This is a genomic window from Stenotrophomonas sp. STEN087 (genome assembly GCF_056759115.1).
This window is the reverse complement of record NZ_JBRRCR010000016.1, coordinates 19,028-39,578: the sequence shown is the minus strand read 5'-3', so window position 1 is coordinate 39,578 and position 20,551 is coordinate 19,028. Positions and strand designations below refer to the sequence as shown.

Sequence of the window (20,551 nt, the reverse complement as noted above, 5' to 3'; positions counted from 1 at the left end):
CTCACCAAGGACTCGCTCGATGCCCCTGCCCGCCTTCAAGGCCTATGACATCCGCGGCCGCGTCCCGGAAGAACTGAACGAAGACCTGGCCCGCCGCATCGGCGTGGCGCTGGACGCTCAGCTCGCTCCGGGCCCGGTAGTACTGGGACATGACGTCCGCCTGACCAGCCCCGCCCTGCAGGATGCGCTCGCCGCCGGCCTGCGCGGCGTCGGCCGCGAGGTGATCGACATCGGCCTGTGCGGCACCGAGGAGGTCTACTTCCAGACCGACCACCTGGGCGCCGCCGGTGGCGTGATGGTGACCGCCAGCCACAACCCGATGGACTACAACGGGATGAAGCTGGTCAAGGAAAACGCACGTCCGATCAGCTCCGATACCGGCCTGTTCGCGATCTCCGACGCCGTGGCCGCCGATACCGGCGCCCCCCAGCCGCCGAGCGCAACGCAGACCGCCCGCCACGACAAGGGTGCCTACATCGACCACCTGCTGAGCTACGTCGACGCCAGCAGGCTCAAGCCGCTGAAGCTGGTGGTCAACGCCGGCAACGGCGGCGCCGGTGCCATCGTCGACCTGCTCGCGCCGCACCTGCCGCTGGAGTTCATCCGCATCTGCCATGAACCCGATGGCAACTTCCCCAACGGCATCCCCAACCCGCTGCTGCCGGAAAACCGTGCCGCCACCGCCGAGGCCGTGCGCGAACACGGTGCCGACTTCGGCATCGCCTGGGACGGCGACTTCGACCGCTGCTTCTTCTTCGACCACACCGGCCGCTTCATCGAGGGCTACTACCTGGTCGGCCTGCTGGCCAAGGCGATCCTCGCCCGCAATCCGGGCGGCAAGGTCGTGCACGATCCGCGCCTGGTCTGGAACACCGTGGAAATGGTCGAAGCGGCCGGCGGCGTGCCGGTGCTGTGCAAGAGCGGCCACGCCTTCATCAAGGAAAAGATGCGCGCCGAGGATGCGGTGTACGGCGGCGAGATGAGCGCCCACCACTACTTCCGCGAATTCGCCTATGCGGACTCCGGCATGATCCCGTGGCTGCTGATCGCACAGCTGGTGTCCGAGAGCGGCCGCTCGCTGGCCGACTGGGTGGAGGACCGCATGGCGGCCTTCCCGTGCAGCGGCGAGATCAACTTCAAGGTGGCTGACGCCAAGGCGGCCGTCGCCCGCGTGATGGCACACTTCGCCGCGCAGTCGCCGGCGCTGGACCACACCGACGGCGTCAGCGCCGACTTCGGTGACTGGCGCTTCAACCTGCGCAGCTCCAACACCGAACCACTGCTGCGCCTGAACGTCGAAGCCCGTGGTGACGCCGCGCTGCTGCAGGCGCGTACCGACGAGCTGTCGCAGCTCATCCAGCAGTAACCGAGGCCTCCATGAGCAGCATCCAACCCGTCATCCTGTCCGGCGGCTCCGGCACGCGGCTCTGGCCGCTTTCGCGCGAGGCTTACCCGAAGCAGTTCCTGCCGCTGGCCGGCCAGCTGACCATGCTGCAGGCCACGTGGCAGCGGGTGGCGCCCATCGCCAGCCGCGGTCCGCTGGTGATCGCCAACGAGGAACACCGCTTTGTTGCCGCCGAACAGCTGCAGCAGGTCGGCGCGGAGCCTGCCGCGATCATCCTCGAGCCGGTCGGCCGCAACACCGCGCCGGCGATCGCCGTGGCCGCCCTGGAAGCCACCCGTGACGGTGCCGATGCGCTGCTGCTGGTGCTGCCCTCGGACCACGTGATCACCGGTGAAGCGGCGTTCCGCAGCGCGGTGCAGGCGGCGGCCAACGCCGCCGAAGCGGGCAAGCTGGTGACCTTCGGCATCGTGCCCACGGGCCCGGAAACCGGCTATGGCTATATCAAGGCCGCCGATGGCCAGGGTCTTCGCGCCGTCGAGCGTTTCGTCGAGAAGCCCGACCTGGACACCGCCAGCGGCTACGTGGCCAGCGGCCAGTACTACTGGAACAGCGGCATGTTCCTGTTCAAGGCCTCGCGCTACCTGCAGGAGCTGGAACGCTTCCAGCCGGCGATGCTGGCCGGCAGCCGCACGGCGTGGCAGCAGTCACGCCGCGATGCCGACTTCACCCGCCTGGACAAGGACGCGTTCACCGCGGTGCCGTCCGATTCCATCGACTACGCAGTGATGGAAAAGACCGCCGACGCGGTGGTGATTCCGCTCGACGCAGGCTGGAACGATGTCGGCTCGTGGACCGCGCTGCGCGATGTCTCGCAGCAGGATGGCGACGGCAATGCCCATCAGGGCGATGTGATCGCCATCGACTGCCGCAACACCTATGCCTATGGCCAGCGCCTGGTGGCGATGGTCGGCCTGGACGACGTGATCGTGGTGGAAACCGACGATGCGGTGCTGGTCGGCAAGGCCGACCGCATGCAGGAGGTCAAGACGGTGGTGGCGCAGTTGAAGGCCGACGGCCGCAGCGAAGCCACCTGGCACCGCAAGGTGTACCGCCCGTGGGGCGCCTACGATTCGATCGACAACGGCGAGCGTTTCCAGGTCAAGCGCATCACGGTCAAGCCGGGTGGCACGCTGAGCCTGCAGATGCACCACCATCGCGCCGAACACTGGATCGTGGTCAGTGGCACCGCCGAGGTGACCCGCGGCAACGAAGTGATCCTGCTGAGCGAGAACCAGAGCACCTACATCCCGCTGGGCGTGACCCATCGCCTGCGCAATCCGGGCAAGCTGCCGCTGGAGCTGATCGAAGTGCAGTCCGGCAGTTACCTGGGCGAGGATGACATCGTGCGCTTCGAGGACACCTACGGGCGCAGTTGAGGCGCCCTGCGGTGGGTGCCGACCGTTGGTCGGCACACCCCTACCGGATCAGGCAATCTCAGCCATGACGCGCTTCAGGCCGTCCTGCCAGGCCGGCAGCACGATGCCGAACTCCTGCTGCAGCCGGCGGTTGTCCAGCACCGACCATGCCGGACGCTTGGCCGGGGTCGGGTACTCGGAACTGGGAATCGCTTCGACGGCCGGCACCTTGGCCAATACACCAGTGGCCAACGCCTCGGCGAAAATCGCTTCGGCAAATCCATGCCAGCTGGTCTGGCCACTGGCGGTCAGATGCCAGGTGCCCGACAGCTGCCCGGGGTGCTGCAGCGCCTGTGCGGTGACATCGGCGATCAGCGCGGCCGGGGTCGGCGTACCGATCTGGTCGGCCACCACCCGCAGCTGGTCGCGCTCGGCGCCCACCCGCAGCATCGTGCGCAGGAAATTGGCGCCGTGGGAGGCATACACCCACGCCGTGCGGAAGATCAGGTGGCGGCCACCGGCTGCGCGAACGGCCTCCTCGCCATCCCGCTTGCTGGTGCCGTAGACGCCCAGCGGCGCGGTCGCTTCGTCTTCGCGATAAGGCGCGCTGCCCCGGCCATCGAACACGTAGTCGGTGGAGTAATGCACGAACGGCACGCCATGGGCTGCACACCAGCGCGCGATCACGCCCGGCGCCTGCGCGTTGGCCGCGAACGCGGCCTCCACGTCCTGCTCGGCACGGTCGACCGCCGTGTAGGCGGCGGCATTGACCACCACCGACGGCTGCAGGCGGTCCAGCAGCGCCGGCAGGCTGTCAGGCTGGCCGAAATCGGCCACCTCGCACGCACTGCCGTCGGGCAGCTGGCCACTGCGCGTGGTCGCCACCACCGGCCCCAACGGGGCCAGTGCGCGCAGCAGTTCCTGCCCGACCTGACCGTTACCACCAAAGACCAGCACGGTCATGCGCTATAGACCGGCAGGCGGTCTTCGGCGATGTCCTTCAGGAACGGTGCGCTCTCATCCTTGGCCGACAGGGTCGGTGCGCTCACCGGCCAGTCCACCGCGATGTCGGCATCGTTCCAGCGCACGCCGGCATCGAAGTCCTTCAGGTAGACCTCGGTGCACAGGTAGCTGAACACCGCACGCTCGGACAGCACGGCAAAGCCGTGGGCGAAGCCTTCCGGAATCCAGAACTGCTTCTTGTTCTCCGCGCTCAGCACCACCGCTTCCCACTGGCCGAAGGTCGGCGAGCCGCGACGGATGTCGACGGCGACGTCATAGACCTCGCCTTCCAGCACGCTGACCAGCTTGCCCTGCGGACGCGGCCACTGGTAATGCAGGCCGCGCAGCACGCCCTGCGCCGAGGTCGAGACGTTGCTCTGCACGAACCGCTCCGGCAGACCCAGCGCGGCGAAGCGCTCGGCATTCCAGGTTTCGAAGAAATAACCACGGGCATCGCCGAACACCGCCGGCTCGATCACCACACAGCCCGGCAGTCTGGTTTCGATCACTTTCACGGAACGACTCCACGCAGCGCGAGCTTCTGCAGGTACTGGCCATAGCCATTCTTGATCAGCGGGGCGGCCAGCGCCTCCAGCTGCTCGGCGCTGATCCAGCCCTGGCCGAAGGCGATTTCCTCCGGGCAGCAGACCTGCAGGCCCTGCCGGGTCTGGATGGTCTCGATGAAGTTGGAGGCTTCCAGCAGCGACTGGTGGGTGCCGGTATCAAGCCAGGCATAACCGCGGCCCAGCGCTTCCAGGTGCAGCTTGCCTTCGGCCAGGTAGCGCTTGTTGAGATCGGTGATCTCCAGCTCGCCACGCGGCGACGGCTTCAGATCGGCAGCATGCGCACTGGCGTTGCCGTCGTAGAAGTACAGGCCGGTGACCGCATAGTTCGAGCGCGGGTTTTCCGGCTTTTCCACCAGGTCCACCACCTTGCCGCTCGCGTCGAACTCGGCCACGCCGTAGCGCTCCGGGTCGTTCACCCAGTAGCCGAACACCGTCGAGCCGTCCACGCGCTGGTCGGCGCGCGTGAGCACGTCGCGCAGGCCGTGGCCGTGGAAGATGTTGTCACCCAGCACCAGGCAGCTCGGCTTGCCGGCCACGAAGTCGCGGCCGATCAGGTAGGCCTGCGCCAGCCCGTCAGGGCTGGGCTGCACGGCGTACTGGATGTCCATGCCCCACTGCGAACCGTCGCCCAGCAGCTGCTGGAACAACGCCTGTTCGTGCGGGGTGTTGATGATCAGCACCTCACGGATGCCCGCCAGCATCAGCACGCTGAGCGGGTAGTAGATCATCGGCTTGTCGTACACCGGCAGCAGCTGCTTGCTGACGCCCTTGGTGATCGGATACAGCCGGGTGCCGGAGCCGCCGGCCAGGATGATGCCTTTACGCTGCGTCATGTTCTCTCCCGGTTTCAGGCGCTGGTGCCGATGCGCTGCAGGCGGTAGCTGCCGTCGAGCACGCCGTTGACCCACTCCTGGTTGTCCAGGTACCAGTCAACGGTGAAGGCGATGCCCTGCTCGAAGGTGTAGGCCGGTTCCCAGCCGAGATCGTTCTTCAGCTTCGACGCATCGATCGCATAGCGACGGTCATGGCCCGGGCGATCGGTAACGTAGGTGATCTGGCTGCTGCGCGGCTTGCCATCGTCACGCGGACGGCGCGCATCGAGCAGCGCGCAGATCGCCTGCACGACTTCGATGTTCTGCTTTTCCGAATTGCCGCCGACGTTGTAGGTCTCGCCGACCTTGCCCTTGGCCAGCACGGTGCGGATCGCTTCGCAATGGTCGGTGACGAACAGCCAGTCACGCACCTGCTTGCCATCGCCGTACACCGGCAGCGGTTCGCCGGCCAGTGCCTTGGCGATCACCAGCGGAATGAGCTTCTCGGGGAAGTGGTACGGGCCGTAATTGTTGGAGCAGTTGGTGGTCAGCACCGGCAGCCCGTAGGTGTGGTGGAACGCACGCACCAGATGGTCCGACGCGGCCTTGGACGCCGAGTACGGCGAATTGGGCGCATACGGGGTGGTCTCGCTGAACTTGCCGGTCTCGCCCAGGGTGCCGTACACCTCGTCGGTGGACACGTGGAGGAAGCGGAAGGCCGCGCCCTGCTCGGCCGGCAGGCCCTTCCAATGGTCGCGCACCGCTTCCAGCAGGCCCAGGGTGCCGACGACGTTGGTCTGGATGAAGGCACCCGGACCGTCGATGGAGCGGTCGACGTGGCTTTCGGCGGCGAAATTCAGCACCGCGTCGGGCTGGTGTTCGGCCAGCAGGCGGGCCACCAGGGCGCTGTCGCCGATGTCACCCTGCACGAACACGTGGTTCGGGTTGCCTTCCAGGCTGGACAGGGTCTTCAGGTTGCCGGCGTAGGTCAGCGCGTCGAGATTGACAACCTTGACGCCGCGGGCGACCGCTTCGAGAACGAAGTTGCCGCCAATGAAACCGGCGCCGCCGGTGACAAGCCAAGTGGACACTACCTGTTCTCCTGTTATTTGAATGCTTCCAGGGGGCGCTCGAAGCGCCCCGACACAGCGGCACAGCATACATGCCAGTACTCTTCACGACTGCGTGCAGGACGTGAACAGCACACGGGGCGAGGGCTTTTTTTGCCGCATCGCAGCAAAACCATACGCATTCGCATGGTCACCCCAAGCCAGCTAGAATCGGGATCCCACCCCCGAACCGGTTGCTGTGCGAGGACCGGACGTTTCCCGTTACTGTGAGCCGGCCAACGGCCGGCACTACAAGGATCGAGTACCAGATGAAAATCCTCGTCGCGTACAAGCGCGTGGTGGACTACAACGTCCGCATTCAGGTCAAGCCGGACGGTTCCGGCGTGGTCACCGACGGCGTCAAGCTGTCGCCCAATCCCTTCGATGAAATCGCGCTGGAAGAAGCCCTGCGCCTGCGCGACAAGGGCATCGCCACGGAAGTCGTGGTCGCCACCATCGCCCCGGCCGACGCCCAGGCGCACCTGCGCAATGGCCTGGCCATGGGTGCGAACCGTGCGATCCACGTCGTGACCGACCAGGCCATCCAGCCGCTGACCGCCGCCCGCACCCTGCTCAAGCTGGTCGAGAAGGAACAGCCGGACCTGGTGATCCTCGGCAAGCAGGCCATCGACGACGATGCCAACCAGACCGGCCAGATGCTGGCCACGCTGTGGGGCCGCCCGCAGGCGACCTTCGCCAGCAAGCTGGAGATCTCGGGAGAAGCGGGCGCCGACCGCAAGGCCACGGTGACCCGCGAAGTCGACGCCGGCCTGGAAACGCTGGAAGTGGACCTGCCGGCCGTGGTCACCACCGACCTGCGCCTGAACGAACCGCGCTTCATCAAGCTGCCGGACATCATGAAGGCCAAGTCCAAACCGCTGGAGACCCTGCAGCTGGCCGACCTCGGCGTTGAAGCCGCCGATACCTTCAAGACCACCCAGTACGCCGCGCCGTCCAAGCGCAGCAAGGGTGTGATGGTCAAGGACGCGGCCGAACTGGTTGCCGCACTCAAGCAGAAGGGGCTGCTGTAATGAGCAAGATTCTCGTCATCGCCGAGCACCACGACGGCAAGCTCAACGCCGCCACCGCCAAGACCGTCAGCGCCGCCGCCGCCATCAGCGGTGCCAGCATCGACGTCCTGGTGCTGGCCGCCGACCCGGCCGCCGTGGCCGCTGAAGCCGCGAAGATCGCCGGCGTCGCCAAGGTCCTGACCGTGGCCAACGCCGCCAACGCGCAGGCCATCGCCCAGGTGCTGGCCCCGCAGATCGCGCAGCTGGCCAAGGGTTACACCCACGTCTTCGGCCCGTCGACCACCTTCGGCAAGGATCTGATGCCCTGCGTGGCCGCCCTGCTGGGCGTCAACCAGGTGTCCGACCTGATGGCCGTGGAAGGCAGCCACACCTTCAAGCGCCCGATCTACGCGGGCAACGCCATCATCACCGTCGAAGCACCGGCCGACCAGATCGTGGTCGCCACCGTGCGCGCCGCGTCGTGGCCGGAAGCGGCCCAGGGTGGCAGCGCCGCCGTTGAAGCAGCCAGCGTCGATGCGGCCCTGCCGGCGCACACCCGCTTCGTCGGCCTGGCCGCCGGTGCCAGCGACCGCCCTGACCTGCAGAGCGCCAAGCGCGTGGTCTCCGGTGGCCGTGGCGTCGGTTCGGAAGAGAACTTCAAGGTCATCTTCCAGCTGGCCGACAAGCTCGGTGCCGCCGTCGGTGCCTCGCGCGCCGCGGTCGACGCCGGCTACGTGCCCAGCGACCTGCAGGTCGGCCAGACCGGCAAGATCATCGCGCCGGAACTGTACGTGGCCGTCGGCATCAGCGGTGCCATCCAGCACCTGACCGGCATCAAGGACGCCGGCACCATTGTCGCCGTCAACAAGGACGGCGATGCGCCGATCTTCGAGATCGCGGACATCGGCCTGGTGGGTGACCTGTTCACCATCCTGCCGGAACTGGAAGCGGCACTGGGCTGAGCAACGCACGAAGACCTGCTGTAGAAGGTCAGGCCCCCGGCTGAAGCGACTGCTTTGCCGGGGGCCTCTTGGTTGAAGGGCAGATGATTTCACGGGATTGCCACAATCATGAACGATGCCTGCAATCCGTGACCCATCCGGTCAATGCGGTGGCAGCCATCGGCCGCCCGGCAGCATCGAATCCCGGCCCGCACGACGCCCCATCGAGCTGTGTCGCCGCTGAACACACCACGCCGATACACTGCGCTGGCAGGGGTGGCGCGCGGCCCGCGTGGAACCAGTCGGTGAAGCTATAATTGGCGACTGCCGGCACTGATCGTCGCGCGGTCGGAATGCTGGGGCACGCGCGCCCTCATACCCCCGCAGCTGGGCGATGCGGTGCCATTCATGTGCCGAGGCAGGGCGCGCAAGGGACTTCAGTACGCCATGACAGATGCGACGTCGCACTCAGTGTTGAACGGGCCAGGCAAGGAACTCCGTCCGGAGATTTCGGTGGTGGCGCCGGTCTATGGCTGCAAGGGCTGCCTGGAAGACCTGGTCGACCAGGTGCAGGCAGCGGTGGCGACACTGGGCGTGGAATTCGAAATGATCCTGGTCGATGACGCCAGCCCGGACGGGGCCTGGCCTCGCATCACCGAACTGGCCGCGACCCGCCCCTGGCTGCGCGGGCTTCGCCTTTCGCGCAACTTCGGACAGCATTCGGCCATTTCTGCAGGCATCGAACATGCGGCCGGCCGCTGGACCGTGGTGATGGACTGCGACCTGCAGGACGTGCCAGCGGAGATTCCGGCGCTGTACCGCAAGGCCAACGACGAACAGCTTGATGTCGTTTTCGCCCAACGCGTCGAGCGCCAGGATGCACCGCTGAAGCGCTTTTCCTCCTGGGCCTTCTTCAGCGTGCTGGGCTGGCTGACCGGCGTGCCGCAGGATCCCAGCACCGCCAACTTCGGCATCTACCACCGCAAGGTCATCCAGGCGGTCTGCCAGATGCCCGAACGCGACCGCTCGTTCCCGCTGATGGTCAAGTGGGCCGGTTTCCGCACCGGCAAGCTGCCCGTACAGCACCAGGCCCGCGCCGAGGGTGAAACCTCGTACACCCTGCGCAAGCTGCTGGCCCTGTCCACCAACATCGCGCTGGGCTATTCGGAAAAGCCGCTGCGCATGGTCGCCGGCACCGGCATCGCCTGTTCGCTGGTGGCCTTCGTACTGGTGGCCATGAGCCTGCTGCGTTGGTGGGATGGCGACATCGAAGTCGCCGGCTACACCTCCATCATCGGCTCGGTGTGGCTGATCGGCGGCCTGGTGATGTTCTGCCTGGGCGTGGTCGGCCTGTATGTGGGCCAGGTGTTCCGCAACGTGCAGAAGCGGCCTTACTACATCGTCGCCGATGCCGTGAACGACGCCAGGGAAGCACGATGAACCTGACCATCGACGCGGGCCAGGGCACCCTCGCCGCCCGCCTGACGCCCTGGGATGAACGTGCACTGGGTTTTGCCACTGCCGAAGTCACCACCCTGAAGGTCGAGACCCTCGAGCAGGCGGCCCCGCTGCTGGCCGCGCTGGAGCAGTGGTGTGCCGAGCAATCGGTGCGCTATCTGTTCGGCCGTATCGATGCCACCCAGCCAATCGCCAAGGCGGCCCTGCTGCAGCACGGCTACGCCTTCGTGGAAACGTCGCTGACCGTGTCGCGCAGCGGTTTTGCCAACCTGCCGCCGGTACCGCGCGGCATGCTGCCGACGCTGCGCCCGGCCACCGCCGATGACGTGGCCGAACTGCGCCGCATCGCCGCCGTCGATTTTGCCCACGGGCGCTTCCTGGAAGATCCCGCCATCGATCCAGAGCGTGCGGCCCTGCGTACCGCCAACTGGATCGAGGATCTGGTCAAGGGCGGGTTGGCCTACGTGGCTGAATCGCGTGGCCGCACCATCGGTTTCCATGCCGAGCGCGTGGCCGCTGACAACAGCAACGTCGAACTGCTGCTCACCGGTGCGACCGCGCCGTACGCAATGCTGGCACTGCCGCTGTGGATCACCGCGCTGGAGTCCCTTGGCGCACGTGGCGTTCCGCAATGCACCACCCTCGTTTCCGCCGCCAACACCGGCATCATCAATCTGTATGCCCGGCTCGGCTTCCATTTCAACAGCACCCTGTTTGGGTTCAGGAAATTCCTATGAATGACGCCGTTACCGAAGACCAGGTCGTTGCCGTGTTCGCCCGTGTGCTGGGCATTCCGGCAGACAGCGTGAATGACGACCTGCGCTACGCGACCATCCCGCAGTGGGATTCGATCGCCCACATGTCCGTCGTCGCCGCGCTGGAAGAAGCCTTCGGCGTGATGATCGACATGGATGAAGTGATCGACATGAGTTCGGTCGGCAAGGCACGCGAAATCCTGCGCAAGCACGGGGCATCCGTCTGAACATGGGCGACGTCGCGCCTGTCATCCTGGTCACCGGTGCATCGCGCGGCATCGGTCGGGCCATTGCCCTGCACCAGGCCGCGCAGCACGCACAGCTGGTGCTGGTTGCCCGCGACGCGCAGGCGCTGGCCGGACTGGATGCAGAAGTGCAGGCACTCGGCGCACCTGCGGCGATGTGCGCGGCGCTCGACCTGACCGACGCCGATGCCATCGGCAACCTGTTCAAGCAGGTGTTTGCCCGCTTCGGCCGCCTGGATGGCCTGGTCAACAACGCCGGCGTACTGCATGAAGGCCTGCTCGGCATGATCCGCGCCGAGGACATCGACCAGGTGCTGGCGGTCAACGTCAAGGCGCCGCTGATGGCGATGCAGTACGCCTCCAGGTTGATGGCACGCAACAGCCGCGGCAGCATCGTCAACCTGGTTTCGATCATGGGCGTCAACGGTGCCGCCGGGCTCAGCCTGTATGCGGCCAGCAAGGCCGCGCTGGTCGGCGCCACGCGCTCGGCATCCAAGGAGCTGGCTCCGCGCGGCATCCGTGTCAACGCGGTCTCGCCGGGCTTCATCGACACTGACATGACCCGCAACATGCCCGAAGCCGCGCACGCCAAGCGCGTCGCATCAATTGCAATGGGCCGTGCCGGTACTCCCGGGGAAGTTGCCGCACTGGTGGCCTTCCTGCTCAGCGATGCCTCCACCTATGTCACAGGACAGGTGATTGGCATCGACGGACAGATGGTGGTCTGAAATGCCGTTCTGGAACCTGGAACAACATGGCGCGCGTATTGCGCTGATCGATGGCGAGCAGTCGCTGGACTTCAACGCACTGGCCGCACTGGCCGATGCGCACGCCGCACGATTGCCGGAAGGACGTGGCATGGGCCTGTTGTGCATGCCCAGCCATGTCGAAGCGGTAGCCCTTTACCTGGGCGCACTGCGCAGCGGCCGCCAGGTTCCCCTGCTGCTGCAGCCGGACACCGATCCGCAGCTGCTGGAGGCTCTGGTGGGGCACTACCAGCCCGAGTGGGTTGCCAGCCCGGGGCCGGCCGCCGAAGGCTATCGCACCGTGCACCAGGGCCAGGCACTGTCCCTGCACGTGCGCGATGCAGGCTCGACAGGTGAAGCCCCCCATGCCGACCTTGCATTGCTGCTGAGCACGTCCGGCAGCACCGGTTCTTCCAAGCTGGTCCGGCTTTCTGCCGCCGGCCTGGATGCCAATGCGGCGTCCATCGTCCAGTACCTCGGCCTGCACGGCGATGATCGCGCGATCACCACCCTGCCCCTGGCGTACTCGTTCGGCATGTCCATTCTCAACAGCCACCTTGCCGCAGGTGGATCGGTGGTCCTGAGCGAAGACAGCCTGATGACGCGCGGGTTCTGGGACAGTGCGCGCCAGCATGCGGTGACCTCGCTGTCAGGCGTGCCGGCCACGTTCGAGATCCTGCGCCGGATGGGCCTGGCCCGCATGCAGCTGCCCAGCCTGCGCATGCTGACCCAGGCCGGCGGCCGGCTGCGTGACGAGCTGGTGGCTTATTTCGCGGAATCCTGCCGCGACCATGGCCTGGAGTTCTTCGTCATGTATGGGCAGACCGAAGCGTCACCGCGCATCAGCTACGTGCCTTCGGCGCGCATCGTCGACAAGGTCGGCAGCATCGGCGTCGCCGTTCCCGGCGGCACGATCCAGGTCGATGCCACGACCGGTGAGCTGGTCTATTCCGGCCCCAACGTGATGATGGGGTACGCCACGACCCGCGGCGATCTGGCCAAGGCCGACGAGATGCACGGCGTGCTGCGCACCGGCGATCTGGCCCGGGTGGACGAAGACGGCTTCCATTACATCACCGGACGCGCCAAGCGCTTCCTCAAGATTTCCGGCAACCGGGTCAACCTCGACGAAGTCGAGGCGATGCTCTCGACCGCACTCGGCCAGCAGATCGCCTGCTCGGGCAGCGACGATGACCTGGTTGCCTTCAGTCACGGCGCAGAAGTGGCCGACCAGGGCCAGGTGCGCCAACTGGTGCAGGAGCGCTATAAGCTGTTCGGCGGCCACGTCCGCGCCCTCCACCTGGATGCGCTGCCACTGATGGCCAGCGGCAAGGTGGACTACCAGAGTCTCCGGCAGATGGCCGGACAAGGAGCATCACGGTGACCGCACCTGCCCCCTCGGCCGCGACCGCGGCCGCTGCACTCGATGTCGATGTCTTCGGCCTCGACCGTGCCAGCAAGCGCGCCTGGCTGCTGGACGGCCTGAACCGCCTGACCGCCCTGCACCGCGCGCAGTGCGCCCCCTACGCCCGCATTCTTGATGGCCTGTGGGCGGCAGAAGGTGCCGCCAGCCTCGAAGAGGTGCCGTGGCTGCCGGTGCGCATGTTCAAGCTGATGGACCTGAAGAGCATTGCCGATGACCAGGTCTCGCGCACGCTGGTTTCCAGCGGCACCACCGGTGCCGCGGTGTCCCGCATCTTCCTCGACGCCGACACCGCGCGCGCGCAGGCACGGGCATTGACCCGCATCTTCTCCCACTTCGCCGGCGCCAAGCGCATGCGCATGCTGGTGGTGGACGACGCCAGCTTCCTGCGCGACCGCAGCCGCTTCAATGCACGCGCGGCCGGCATCCTGGGCTTCTCCAACTTCGGCCGCGACCACCTGTACCTGCTGGATGAAGACCTGCAGCCGGACTGGGACGCGCTGGAGCAGTGGCTGCAGACCCATCCCGATGAACCGGTACTGCTGTTTGGCTTCACCTTCATTGTCTGGCAATCGTTCGTGCAGGCCGCGCGCCGGGCAGGCAGGCAGATCCGTTTCCCGGCCGACAGCATGCTGGTCCACGGCGGTGGCTGGAAGAAGATGGACGAGCAGAAGGTCGACAACGCCGCCTACAAGGCCGCACTGTCGGAAACCTTCGGCATCGAACGCGTCCACAACTACTACGGCATGGTTGAACAGGTCGGCTCGATCTTCTTCGAATGCGAACATGGCCATCTGCACGCCCCGGCCTACGCCGATGTGATCGTGCGCGACCTGCAGGATCTGGCGCCGGTCCCGCATGGCACCACCGGCGCGATCCAGGTCCTGAGCCTGTTGCCGGAAAGCTATCCGGGCCACAGCCTGCTCACCGAAGACCTCGGCGTGATCCATGGTGAGGACGACTGCGCGTGCGGCCGTCCCGGCAAGTACTTCGCCGTACTCGGCCGCATCAAGAACGTGGAAATCCGCGGTTGCAGCGATACCCGCACGGTACCCAACGCATGACCAGACTGCTCTTCTCCATCCACCCCGACGCCTCGCTGGACGCCGAACTGGAGCGCCTGGCGGCGCTGCCTCCGCTGCTGCCGTTCAGCGCGCCACTGCGCGAGTTCGTAGCGGATTTCTCCCGTCGCGTGTTCACCCTGCCGCAGCTGCGCCAGCATCCCGAGCTGGCCACGCTGGGCCACTGGTTCCGCGGCGCAGCCGTCAACCAGCTGTCGCAGCGGATCGGCACACGGGCGACCGAGCTGGATCTGGCACGTGGCCTGGTGTTCCACCTGGCACCTGCCAACGTCGACGTGCTGTTCGCCTACGCCTGGTTGATGTCGGTGCTGTCGGGCAATACGAATGTGGCGCGCCTGTCGCAGAAGCAGAGTACCCAGCGCGACGCACTGGTCTCGATCCTGCATGACATGCAGCGCGAGGGCGTGCACCCGCAGGTGCTCGAGCGCGCGGTGTTGCTGACCTACCCGCATGACGATGCCATTACCACGGCCATTTCCCGCCGTTGCCACGCCCGTATCATCTGGGGCGGCGACGCCACCGTGGCAAAGATCCGCTCGCTGCCGATCGCGCCGCTGGCACTTGAGCTCGCCTTCCCGGACCGCTTCGGCGTGGCCGTGATGCGCGCCACGGCGGTTGCCGATGCCAGCGACACCGAACTCCAGGAACTGGCCCGCCGCTTCTGCAACGACGTGCTCTGGTTCGGCCAGCAGGCCTGCTCTTCACCCCGCACGCTCTACTGGATCGGCAGTGACGCCGAGACAGGCGCTGCCAAGTCGCGTTTCTGGCCGGCCGTGCGCCTGCTGGCTGCCGCGCTGGAAGACGAGCCGGCAGCACTGATGGCGCGTGTGACCGATGCCAACCTGCTTGCAGCGCTGGGCCACGGCGTGCACGCGGCGGATGCCATCGGCCTGTATCCGCTGCGGCTGGAAGCGGCCCGCGCCGATGGCGGGATCCGCGAGATCCAGTCCGGCCACGGCCTGGTGGTGGAGATCGATCTGCCCGCGCTGGATGCACTGGCCGCGCAGCTGGATGACCGCGACCAGACCCTGGTCCAGCATGGTTTCAACGCAGAGCACCTGCGTGATTTCCTGTGCCGCCTCGAAAATCGTGCGATCGACCGCGTGGTGCCCTTCGGCCGCGCGCTGGATTTCCATCCCGTTTGGGACGGAACCGATCTGATCGACGTCCTCACCCGCAAGATCACCCTGCCAGCGAACTGAATCGATGAGCTACGTCTTCATTGCCTTGACCATCCTGCTGACCGTGTACGGACAGCTGATGCTTAAATGGCAGGTCAGCCTCAATCCCGGCGCCACCATTGATGGCCTCAACCCACGCGCGATCATCATGCTGCTGCTGAACCCCTGGGTGATCAGTGCATTCGCCGCAGCATTCGGCGCATCGTTGTGCTGGATGGCCGCCATCGGCCGGATGCCCCTGAGCAAGGCCTACCCGTTCACCGCCCTGAGTTTTCCGCTGGTTGCGACGCTGGCGGTATGGCTCTTCCGCGAGTCGTTCGACTCGCATAAGATCGCCGGCACCGCCTTGATCATTCTGGGCGTCATCGTCCTGTCTCGTTCCGGAGCCTGAACCATGCCGCAGAAGACCGATGGGTTGCACGCAGTGCTTTCATACCCGGCGGTCTATGACCTGCTGCAGAACCTGCTTGGGGCACGTCGGTCCCGTACGCGGCTGATCCGCGACCATATCCGCCCGCGCCCGGGCGACCACATCCTCGACATCGGCTGTGGTACCGGCGAACTGTTCAGCCAGTTGCCGGCGGGGCTGCGCTATATCGGCTTCGACCTGTCCGAAGCCTATATCGAGGCGGCGCGGAAGCGGTTTGGCGATCGCGCCCGCTTCGAATGCATGGACGTGGCCGATTATGAAGTCGGCCATGACCAGCAGCAGAAAGCCGATCTGGTGCTGGCAGTCGGCATCCTGCACCATCTGGACGATGCCCATGCGCACGCACTCATGCGCACCGCCTTCGCCGCGCTGAAGCCCGGCGGCCGTTTCATTTCCCTGGATGGTGCCTACGTGGATGGCCAATCGGCGATCGCACGTGCACTGATCTCCCGCGATCGCGGGCAGAGCATCCGCACGCCCGCCGCCTACCACGCGATCGCTGCAGCCGAGTTCGGCACGGTGGATGGCCAGGTACGCACCGATCTGCTTTTCGTACCTTACACACACTACATCATGGAATGCGTGCGCTAGGCGCTCGCCAGCCACGATCAGGAGCCCCAGTGATTCCGTTCAACAAGCCATTCATGACTGGCCAGGAGCTGGTCAACATCACCCATGCGCACGCCAATGGCCACCTCAGTGGCGATGGCCCGTTCACCAAGCAGTGCCACGCCTGGCTCAACCAGCGCACCGGTGCCAGTGCCTCGCTCCTGACCCACTCGTGCACCGCTGCACTGGAGATGTCGGCACTGCTGCTCGACCTGCAGGCCGGCGATGAAGTGATCATGCCGTCCTACACCTTCGTTTCGACCTCCAATGCGTTCGTGCTGCGCGGTGCGATCCCGGTGTTCGTGGACATCCGCAAGGACACGCTCAACATCGACGAAGCTCTGATCGAAGCGGCGATCACGCCGCGCACCAAGGCCATCTGCGTGGTTCATTACGCCGGCGTGGCCTGTGAAATGGACGAGATCCTCGCCATTGCAGAGCGTCACGGCCTGGCCGTGGTGGAAGATGCCGCACAGGGCATCATGTCCACCTACAAGGGGCGTCCGCTGGGCACCATTGGCGATCTGGGCGCGCTGAGCTTCCATGAGACCAAGAACATCATTTCCGGTGAAGGTGGCGCGCTGCTGTGCCGCGACCATGTCTACGCCGAGCGCGCCGAGATCGTGCGCGAGAAGGGGACCAATCGCAGCCGCTTCTTCCGCGGACAGGTCGACAAGTACACGTGGGTGGACGTGGGCTCTTCGTTCCTCCCAGGCGAGATCACCGCTGCCTTCCTGGCCGCGCAGATGGATGCCGCGGAAGACATCACCGCACGCCGCCTGGCCATCTGGGAGCGCTACCACGCCTGGGCGGCACCGCACGAAGCCGCAGGACGGCTGATCCGCCCCACCATTCCGGCGCACACGACCCACAACGCGCACATGTACTACATGCTGCTGCCGTCACTGGATGCGCGTACCCACTTCATCCAGTCTCTGCGCGAACAGGGCGTGCAGGCCGTTTTCCATTACATCCCCCTGCATTCGTCGCCGGCAGGCCTCAGCCATGGCCGCACGGGTTCGTCGATGCAGGTCACCGATGAGCTCAGCGAGCGCCTGGTACGCATGCCACTGTGGATCGGCGTGGAGCAGCACCTGGATGCGATCCTGGCAGCGGCTGATCGTGTACTGATGGGTTGACCATGCAGAGCCGTACTCCTGTCCTGGATGCCTGGATCAACTGGCGTACGCTGACCGTACTGCTGTTGGCGATGCCTGCCTTCATCAATGCTGCTGCCTACATCTCCTACGCCGGCATTCCGTTTGTCACCTCGGACGGTTGGTACTTCGTCGATGCGTTCCTGCAGAAGCACTACCACGCAGGGCTGTCGCTGCAGGACTTCTATGTCAAGCGAAGTGCCGACGACCATGCCCAGCCCGTGCAGAAGCTCCTGCTGCTCTGGAATGCCGAGGTGTTCAACCTGGACTTCGTCATCGAGTCCTACATGGGGCTCGCGATTGCAGCTGTCGCATGGTTGCTGATGCTGCATGTCATGGCGATGGACAATCGCGGCAACAGGCCCGGAATCTGGTGGATGCTGCCTGCAGTCGCCAGCGCGGCCAGCTTCGTGTCCCTCAGCGGGGGGATGGTGTTCAACTGGTCACTGGTGACCCTGGGCTATCTGGGGCCACTGGCCGCCACGGCCCTGGCGGTGGCGGCGTGGACAGGCGTGGAGAAGAAGCGATGGTGGCCATTGGTTGCCGTTGCCGCCCTCGTTGCATTCACCCAGGACGGGACCGCCGTCATCTGCGCGATCAGCGTCATCTGCGCACTGCTGCTTCGTGAGTTGAAGCTGCGCGGCACGACCCTGCGTCCGACCGCGGTCGCTGTCGCTGTCGTGGCCGGCTGGATCGTTGCCTACAAGCTGGCCAGCAGCCTGTATCTGCACGCGGGGCTGCCCGTCCTGGCAACAGGGGGGCAAGGGGTGAGCGCGCTCCTCGACATGGGCGTGGAGCCGATTGCGCGGATGATGCTGACCATCGCTGCCCTGTCGGTGTCCGACCTGCCGCCGCTGCAGCTGCACTTCCCCGGCCGCGGCGAGGTGCTGCACCTGGTGCTCGGTGCCGTGGTCATCGCTTCGCATGCATGGTTCTGGTGGCGCGCCGTCCGTGATCGATGGAACAGCACCCAGTTCCTGGCCGTCGTGCTGATGCTGTTCTGCTACGGTGCAGTGGCAGGCATCATCATCACGCGCGTGTCCATGTTCGGGCCCGGCTACGCCTCCCAGCAGCGCTACCTGATGCTGTACCAGCTGGGCACGGTCGCCATCGCACTTCTGTCGGCTGGCAGCAACTGGCGCACATGGGGCCTTGTGCAGAAAGGCCTCGTCTCGATCGGCCTGCTTGGCCTGATCGCCGCCCAGCTGCCTCTCAGCAGAGCGACCTGGAGTGACGCTCCCTACGTGCAGGTGTACGGCAACAACCTCGGACGACAGATGATCCTGCTGGGTGCCAATCCCCAGGCCAAGCTGGCCGCGTGCGCGCCGACGCTGGTCATATGCGAGGCAGAAAACGGGGAACGCATCCGCTCGATCACGCTGCTGCGCGACCATCATCTCAACGCCTACTCGGCCGAGATGCTGGGCCGTTACTCCATGGAGGCGATCGCTGCCCCCACCGGTCCGATGGAAGTCGTCACGCCTGCGGACGATGCGTCTAAAAAATGAATGGTTCAGCGTTCTGGCGGACAGGCTGAGTCCACTGCCGGCTGGATGTACATCAACTGCTGGGAAGTCGTTTCGTCCAGCACTTCGATGCGATCTCCTGCATGCAGGACTTCAGTGAAGGACGCGGCACCCGCCGTACTGCCGGCGGCGAGATCGGTGCGTCCTCCATCGGTCCGAAGCAACTGGATGCGCACCCCGGTGGCATCCAGCCCGGCAGGCAGGTTCCAACGCAGCTCTCCCGCCTCCGCCCCGTCCCCGCATGCCGTGCGGGCCGGGACAAGACAGACCGCGCACCCCTCGCCGGCCTGCGCGTCCAGCACCTGGTAGGCCACGGCCGTGACGTCTGCCGGGGAACGCTGGCAGGCAGACAACATCAGCACCATGGCTGCGATCGACAATCCATTCATGGTGCGCATGCCGGCTCCTGCGGAAATAGCGCCATTCTATCCATGCTGCGGCGACCTCGCTGGATGCGCCTGAACGCGGCAGCGGCGAGGGCCAACAAGGCCGGCGTGTTCTGGGATAATTCCATGATCGAAGAACTTCTGGGATGGCGATGAGCTCCGTAAAGCAGGAAGAACCGATGAATGACGCGCGCAAAAAGGTACTGGTCGTTTTCGGTACGCGTCCGGAGGCTATCAAGATGGCCCCCGTCGTAGAGGCCCTGCGCAATGCGCCCGGCATCGAGCCTATCGTTGCGGTCACTGCCCAGCACAGGCAGATGCTAGACCAGGTGCTCGAGCTTTTCGAGATCCGGCCCGACGAAGACCTTGATGTGATGGAGCCGGGCCAGACCCTGCAAGGCCTGTTCAGCAAGATCCTGATGGGCATGTGCGACGTCATCGCGCGGCGCAAGCCCGATCTGGTCCTGGTCCATGGCGATACCAGCACGACGCTGGCTTCCGCATTGGCAGCGTTCTACAACCGGGTTCCCGTAGGCCATGTCGAGGCGGGGCTGCGCACAGGCGACCTCTACGCACCGTGGCCTGAAGAAGCCAATCGCTGCCTGACCGCTCCGTTGACGTCCATGCACTTCGCACCCACCCAGCGTGCCCGCGACAACCTGCGTCACGAGAACATCGACGATGGGCGGATTCTGGTCACCGGCAATACCGTCATCGATGCACTCCTGCAGGTGACGAACCGCATCGAGCACGACGACGCCCTGCGCGAAAGCCTCGCGGCACGCTTCCCGTTCCTGGATCCTTCCAGGAAACTGATCCTGGTCACCGGCCATCGTCGGGAGAATTTCGGTGATGGATTCGAGCAGATCTGCCAGGCACTTCGCAGCCTTGCCGACCGCGGCGATACACAGATCGTGTACCCGGTTCACCTGAATCCGAATGTCCAGGAGCCGGTCAACCGATTCCTCGGCAACCATCCGGCGATCACCCTGATCGAACCGCAGGACTATCTGCCCTTCGTGTACCTCATGTCCCAGGCCTACCTGCTGATTACCGACTCAGGCGGTGTCCAGGAGGAAGCCCCGTCGCTGGGCAAGCCGGTGCTGGTGATGCGGGATGTGACCGAACGCCCGGAAGCCGTCGAAGCCGGGACCGTGGTCCTGGTCGGCACCGATGCGGCGCGCATCGTGGCCGAGGCAACCCGCCTGATCGATGATCCAACGGCCTACCAGCAGTTCTCGCGCAGCCACAATCCCTACGGCGACGGCACCGCCGCCAAACGCATCGCCGACGCCATCAGCAACAGCTGAAGTGCAGAAAAAAAAGGGGGCTGCGCCATGCGCAGCCCCTTTT

At 65.8% G+C, this 20,551-nt stretch carries 21 protein-coding genes; 16 read left to right on the top strand and 5 right to left on the bottom strand.

The genetic code is table 11. The annotated features are described in order from the left end of the window. The first annotated feature begins 19 nt into the window (after window positions 1-19). Both ACVOK1_RS06485 and ACVOK1_RS06480 read left to right on the top strand, forming a co-directional pair. Complete coding sequence (locus ACVOK1_RS06485) at window positions 20-1,366, top strand: phosphohexomutase domain-containing protein (protein WP_481561485.1); 1,347 nt, start codon at window positions 20-22, stop codon at window positions 1,364-1,366. Between the two features lie 11 nt (window positions 1,367-1,377). After that, window positions 1,378-2,781, top strand: a complete 1,404-nt coding sequence (locus ACVOK1_RS06480; RefSeq protein WP_481561484.1) for a mannose-1-phosphate guanylyltransferase/mannose-6-phosphate isomerase — start codon at window positions 1,378-1,380, stop codon at window positions 2,779-2,781. A gap of 48 nt (window positions 2,782-2,829) precedes the next feature. Here the strand turns inward: ACVOK1_RS06480 and rfbD are convergent, their stop codons facing one another. Genes rfbD through rfbB form a run of 4 tightly spaced genes read right to left on the bottom strand, consistent with a single transcriptional unit; the run spans window position 2,830 to window position 6,231 of the window. After that, window positions 2,830-3,723, bottom strand: coding sequence for a dTDP-4-dehydrorhamnose reductase (gene rfbD, locus ACVOK1_RS06475; RefSeq protein ID WP_481561483.1), 894 nt, complete (start codon window positions 3,721-3,723; stop codon window positions 2,830-2,832). Next, entirely contained in the window at window positions 3,720-4,277 is a 558-nt protein-coding gene (gene rfbC, locus ACVOK1_RS06470; protein ID WP_481561482.1) for a dTDP-4-dehydrorhamnose 3,5-epimerase, read from the bottom strand. The genes rfbD and rfbC overlap by 4 nt, the downstream gene beginning before the upstream one ends. After that, window positions 4,274-5,161 carry a glucose-1-phosphate thymidylyltransferase RfbA gene (rfbA, locus tag ACVOK1_RS06465; RefSeq protein WP_481561481.1) on the bottom strand — a complete coding sequence of 296 codons (888 nt, stop codon included), beginning with the start codon at window positions 5,159-5,161 and terminating at the stop codon, window positions 4,274-4,276. The genes rfbC and rfbA overlap by 4 nt, the downstream gene beginning before the upstream one ends. A 14-nt stretch (window positions 5,162-5,175) precedes the next feature. Beyond that, window positions 5,176-6,231 (bottom strand): dTDP-glucose 4,6-dehydratase, encoded by a 1,056-nt coding sequence (gene rfbB, locus ACVOK1_RS06460; protein ID WP_481561480.1) that lies wholly within the window; start codon window positions 6,229-6,231, stop codon window positions 5,176-5,178. A 287-nt stretch (window positions 6,232-6,518) separates the two neighbouring features. On the opposite strand from rfbB, the gene ACVOK1_RS06455 reads away from it, so the two are divergent. From ACVOK1_RS06455 to ACVOK1_RS06395, 13 genes are all read left to right on the top strand, one after another. Next, window positions 6,519-7,280: an electron transfer flavoprotein subunit beta/FixA family protein gene (locus ACVOK1_RS06455; RefSeq protein WP_481561479.1), complete on the top strand. Its 762-nt coding sequence runs from the start codon at window positions 6,519-6,521 to the stop codon at window positions 7,278-7,280. Next, on the top strand, window positions 7,280-8,221 hold the full coding sequence (locus tag ACVOK1_RS06450) for an electron transfer flavoprotein subunit alpha/FixB family protein (protein WP_481561478.1): 942 nt from the start codon (window positions 7,280-7,282) through the stop codon (window positions 8,219-8,221). Before ACVOK1_RS06455 ends, ACVOK1_RS06450 begins: the two co-directional genes overlap by 1 nt. A gap of 426 nt (window positions 8,222-8,647) precedes the next feature. Next, on the top strand, window positions 8,648-9,640 hold the full coding sequence (locus tag ACVOK1_RS06445) for a glycosyltransferase family 2 protein (RefSeq protein ID WP_481561477.1): 993 nt from the start codon (window positions 8,648-8,650) through the stop codon (window positions 9,638-9,640). Then, window positions 9,637-10,395, top strand: a complete 759-nt coding sequence (locus tag ACVOK1_RS06440) for an N-acetyltransferase family protein (RefSeq protein ID WP_481561476.1) — start codon at window positions 9,637-9,639, stop codon at window positions 10,393-10,395. Before ACVOK1_RS06445 ends, ACVOK1_RS06440 begins: the two co-directional genes overlap by 4 nt. Further along, window positions 10,392-10,640: an acyl carrier protein gene (locus ACVOK1_RS06435; RefSeq protein WP_317217998.1), complete on the top strand. Its 249-nt coding sequence runs from the start codon at window positions 10,392-10,394 to the stop codon at window positions 10,638-10,640. The genes ACVOK1_RS06440 and ACVOK1_RS06435 overlap by 4 nt, the downstream gene beginning before the upstream one ends. 2 nt (window positions 10,641-10,642) lie before the next feature. Beyond that, on the top strand, window positions 10,643-11,386 hold the full coding sequence (locus tag ACVOK1_RS06430) for an SDR family NAD(P)-dependent oxidoreductase (RefSeq protein ID WP_406233123.1): 744 nt from the start codon (window positions 10,643-10,645) through the stop codon (window positions 11,384-11,386). Between the two features lies 1 nt (window position 11,387). Beyond that, a complete protein-coding gene (locus ACVOK1_RS06425) occupies window positions 11,388-12,788 on the top strand; it encodes an AMP-binding protein (protein ID WP_481561475.1) in 1,401 nt (466 codons plus the stop codon). Then, window positions 12,785-13,891, top strand: coding sequence for a LuxE/PaaK family acyltransferase (locus tag ACVOK1_RS06420; protein WP_481561474.1), 1,107 nt, complete (start codon window positions 12,785-12,787; stop codon window positions 13,889-13,891). Before ACVOK1_RS06425 ends, ACVOK1_RS06420 begins: the two co-directional genes overlap by 4 nt. Further along, the gene (locus ACVOK1_RS06415) at window positions 13,888-15,111 is read left to right on the top strand and encodes an acyl-CoA reductase (RefSeq protein ID WP_406233129.1); all 1,224 of its coding nucleotides are present in this window, start codon (window positions 13,888-13,890) and stop codon (window positions 15,109-15,111) included. Before ACVOK1_RS06420 ends, ACVOK1_RS06415 begins: the two co-directional genes overlap by 4 nt. Before the next feature lie 4 nt (window positions 15,112-15,115). Continuing rightward, window positions 15,116-15,481, top strand: coding sequence for an EamA family transporter (locus ACVOK1_RS06410; protein WP_317218003.1), 366 nt, complete (start codon window positions 15,116-15,118; stop codon window positions 15,479-15,481). Between the two features lie 3 nt (window positions 15,482-15,484). After that, window positions 15,485-16,111 carry an SAM-dependent methyltransferase gene (locus ACVOK1_RS06405; RefSeq protein ID WP_481561473.1) on the top strand — a complete coding sequence of 209 codons (627 nt, stop codon included), beginning with the start codon at window positions 15,485-15,487 and terminating at the stop codon, window positions 16,109-16,111. Beyond that, the gene (gene rffA / locus ACVOK1_RS06400; RefSeq protein WP_481561472.1) at window positions 16,099-17,268 is read left to right on the top strand and encodes a dTDP-4-amino-4,6-dideoxygalactose transaminase; all 1,170 of its coding nucleotides are present in this window, start codon (window positions 16,099-16,101) and stop codon (window positions 17,266-17,268) included. Before ACVOK1_RS06405 ends, rffA begins: the two co-directional genes overlap by 13 nt. A gap of 2 nt (window positions 17,269-17,270) precedes the next feature. Next, the gene (locus ACVOK1_RS06395) at window positions 17,271-18,794 is read left to right on the top strand and encodes a hypothetical protein (protein WP_406233135.1); all 1,524 of its coding nucleotides are present in this window, start codon (window positions 17,271-17,273) and stop codon (window positions 18,792-18,794) included. A gap of 5 nt (window positions 18,795-18,799) precedes the next feature. Here the strand turns inward: ACVOK1_RS06395 and ACVOK1_RS06390 are convergent, their stop codons facing one another. Further along, entirely contained in the window at window positions 18,800-19,210 is a 411-nt protein-coding gene (locus tag ACVOK1_RS06390) for a hypothetical protein (protein ID WP_406233137.1), read from the bottom strand. 167 nt (window positions 19,211-19,377) lie between these two features. On the opposite strand from ACVOK1_RS06390, the gene wecB reads away from it, so the two are divergent. Next, on the top strand, window positions 19,378-20,508 hold the full coding sequence (gene wecB / locus ACVOK1_RS06385; protein WP_481561471.1) for a non-hydrolyzing UDP-N-acetylglucosamine 2-epimerase: 1,131 nt from the start codon (window positions 19,378-19,380) through the stop codon (window positions 20,506-20,508). Window positions 20,509-20,551: the final 43 nt, after the last annotated feature.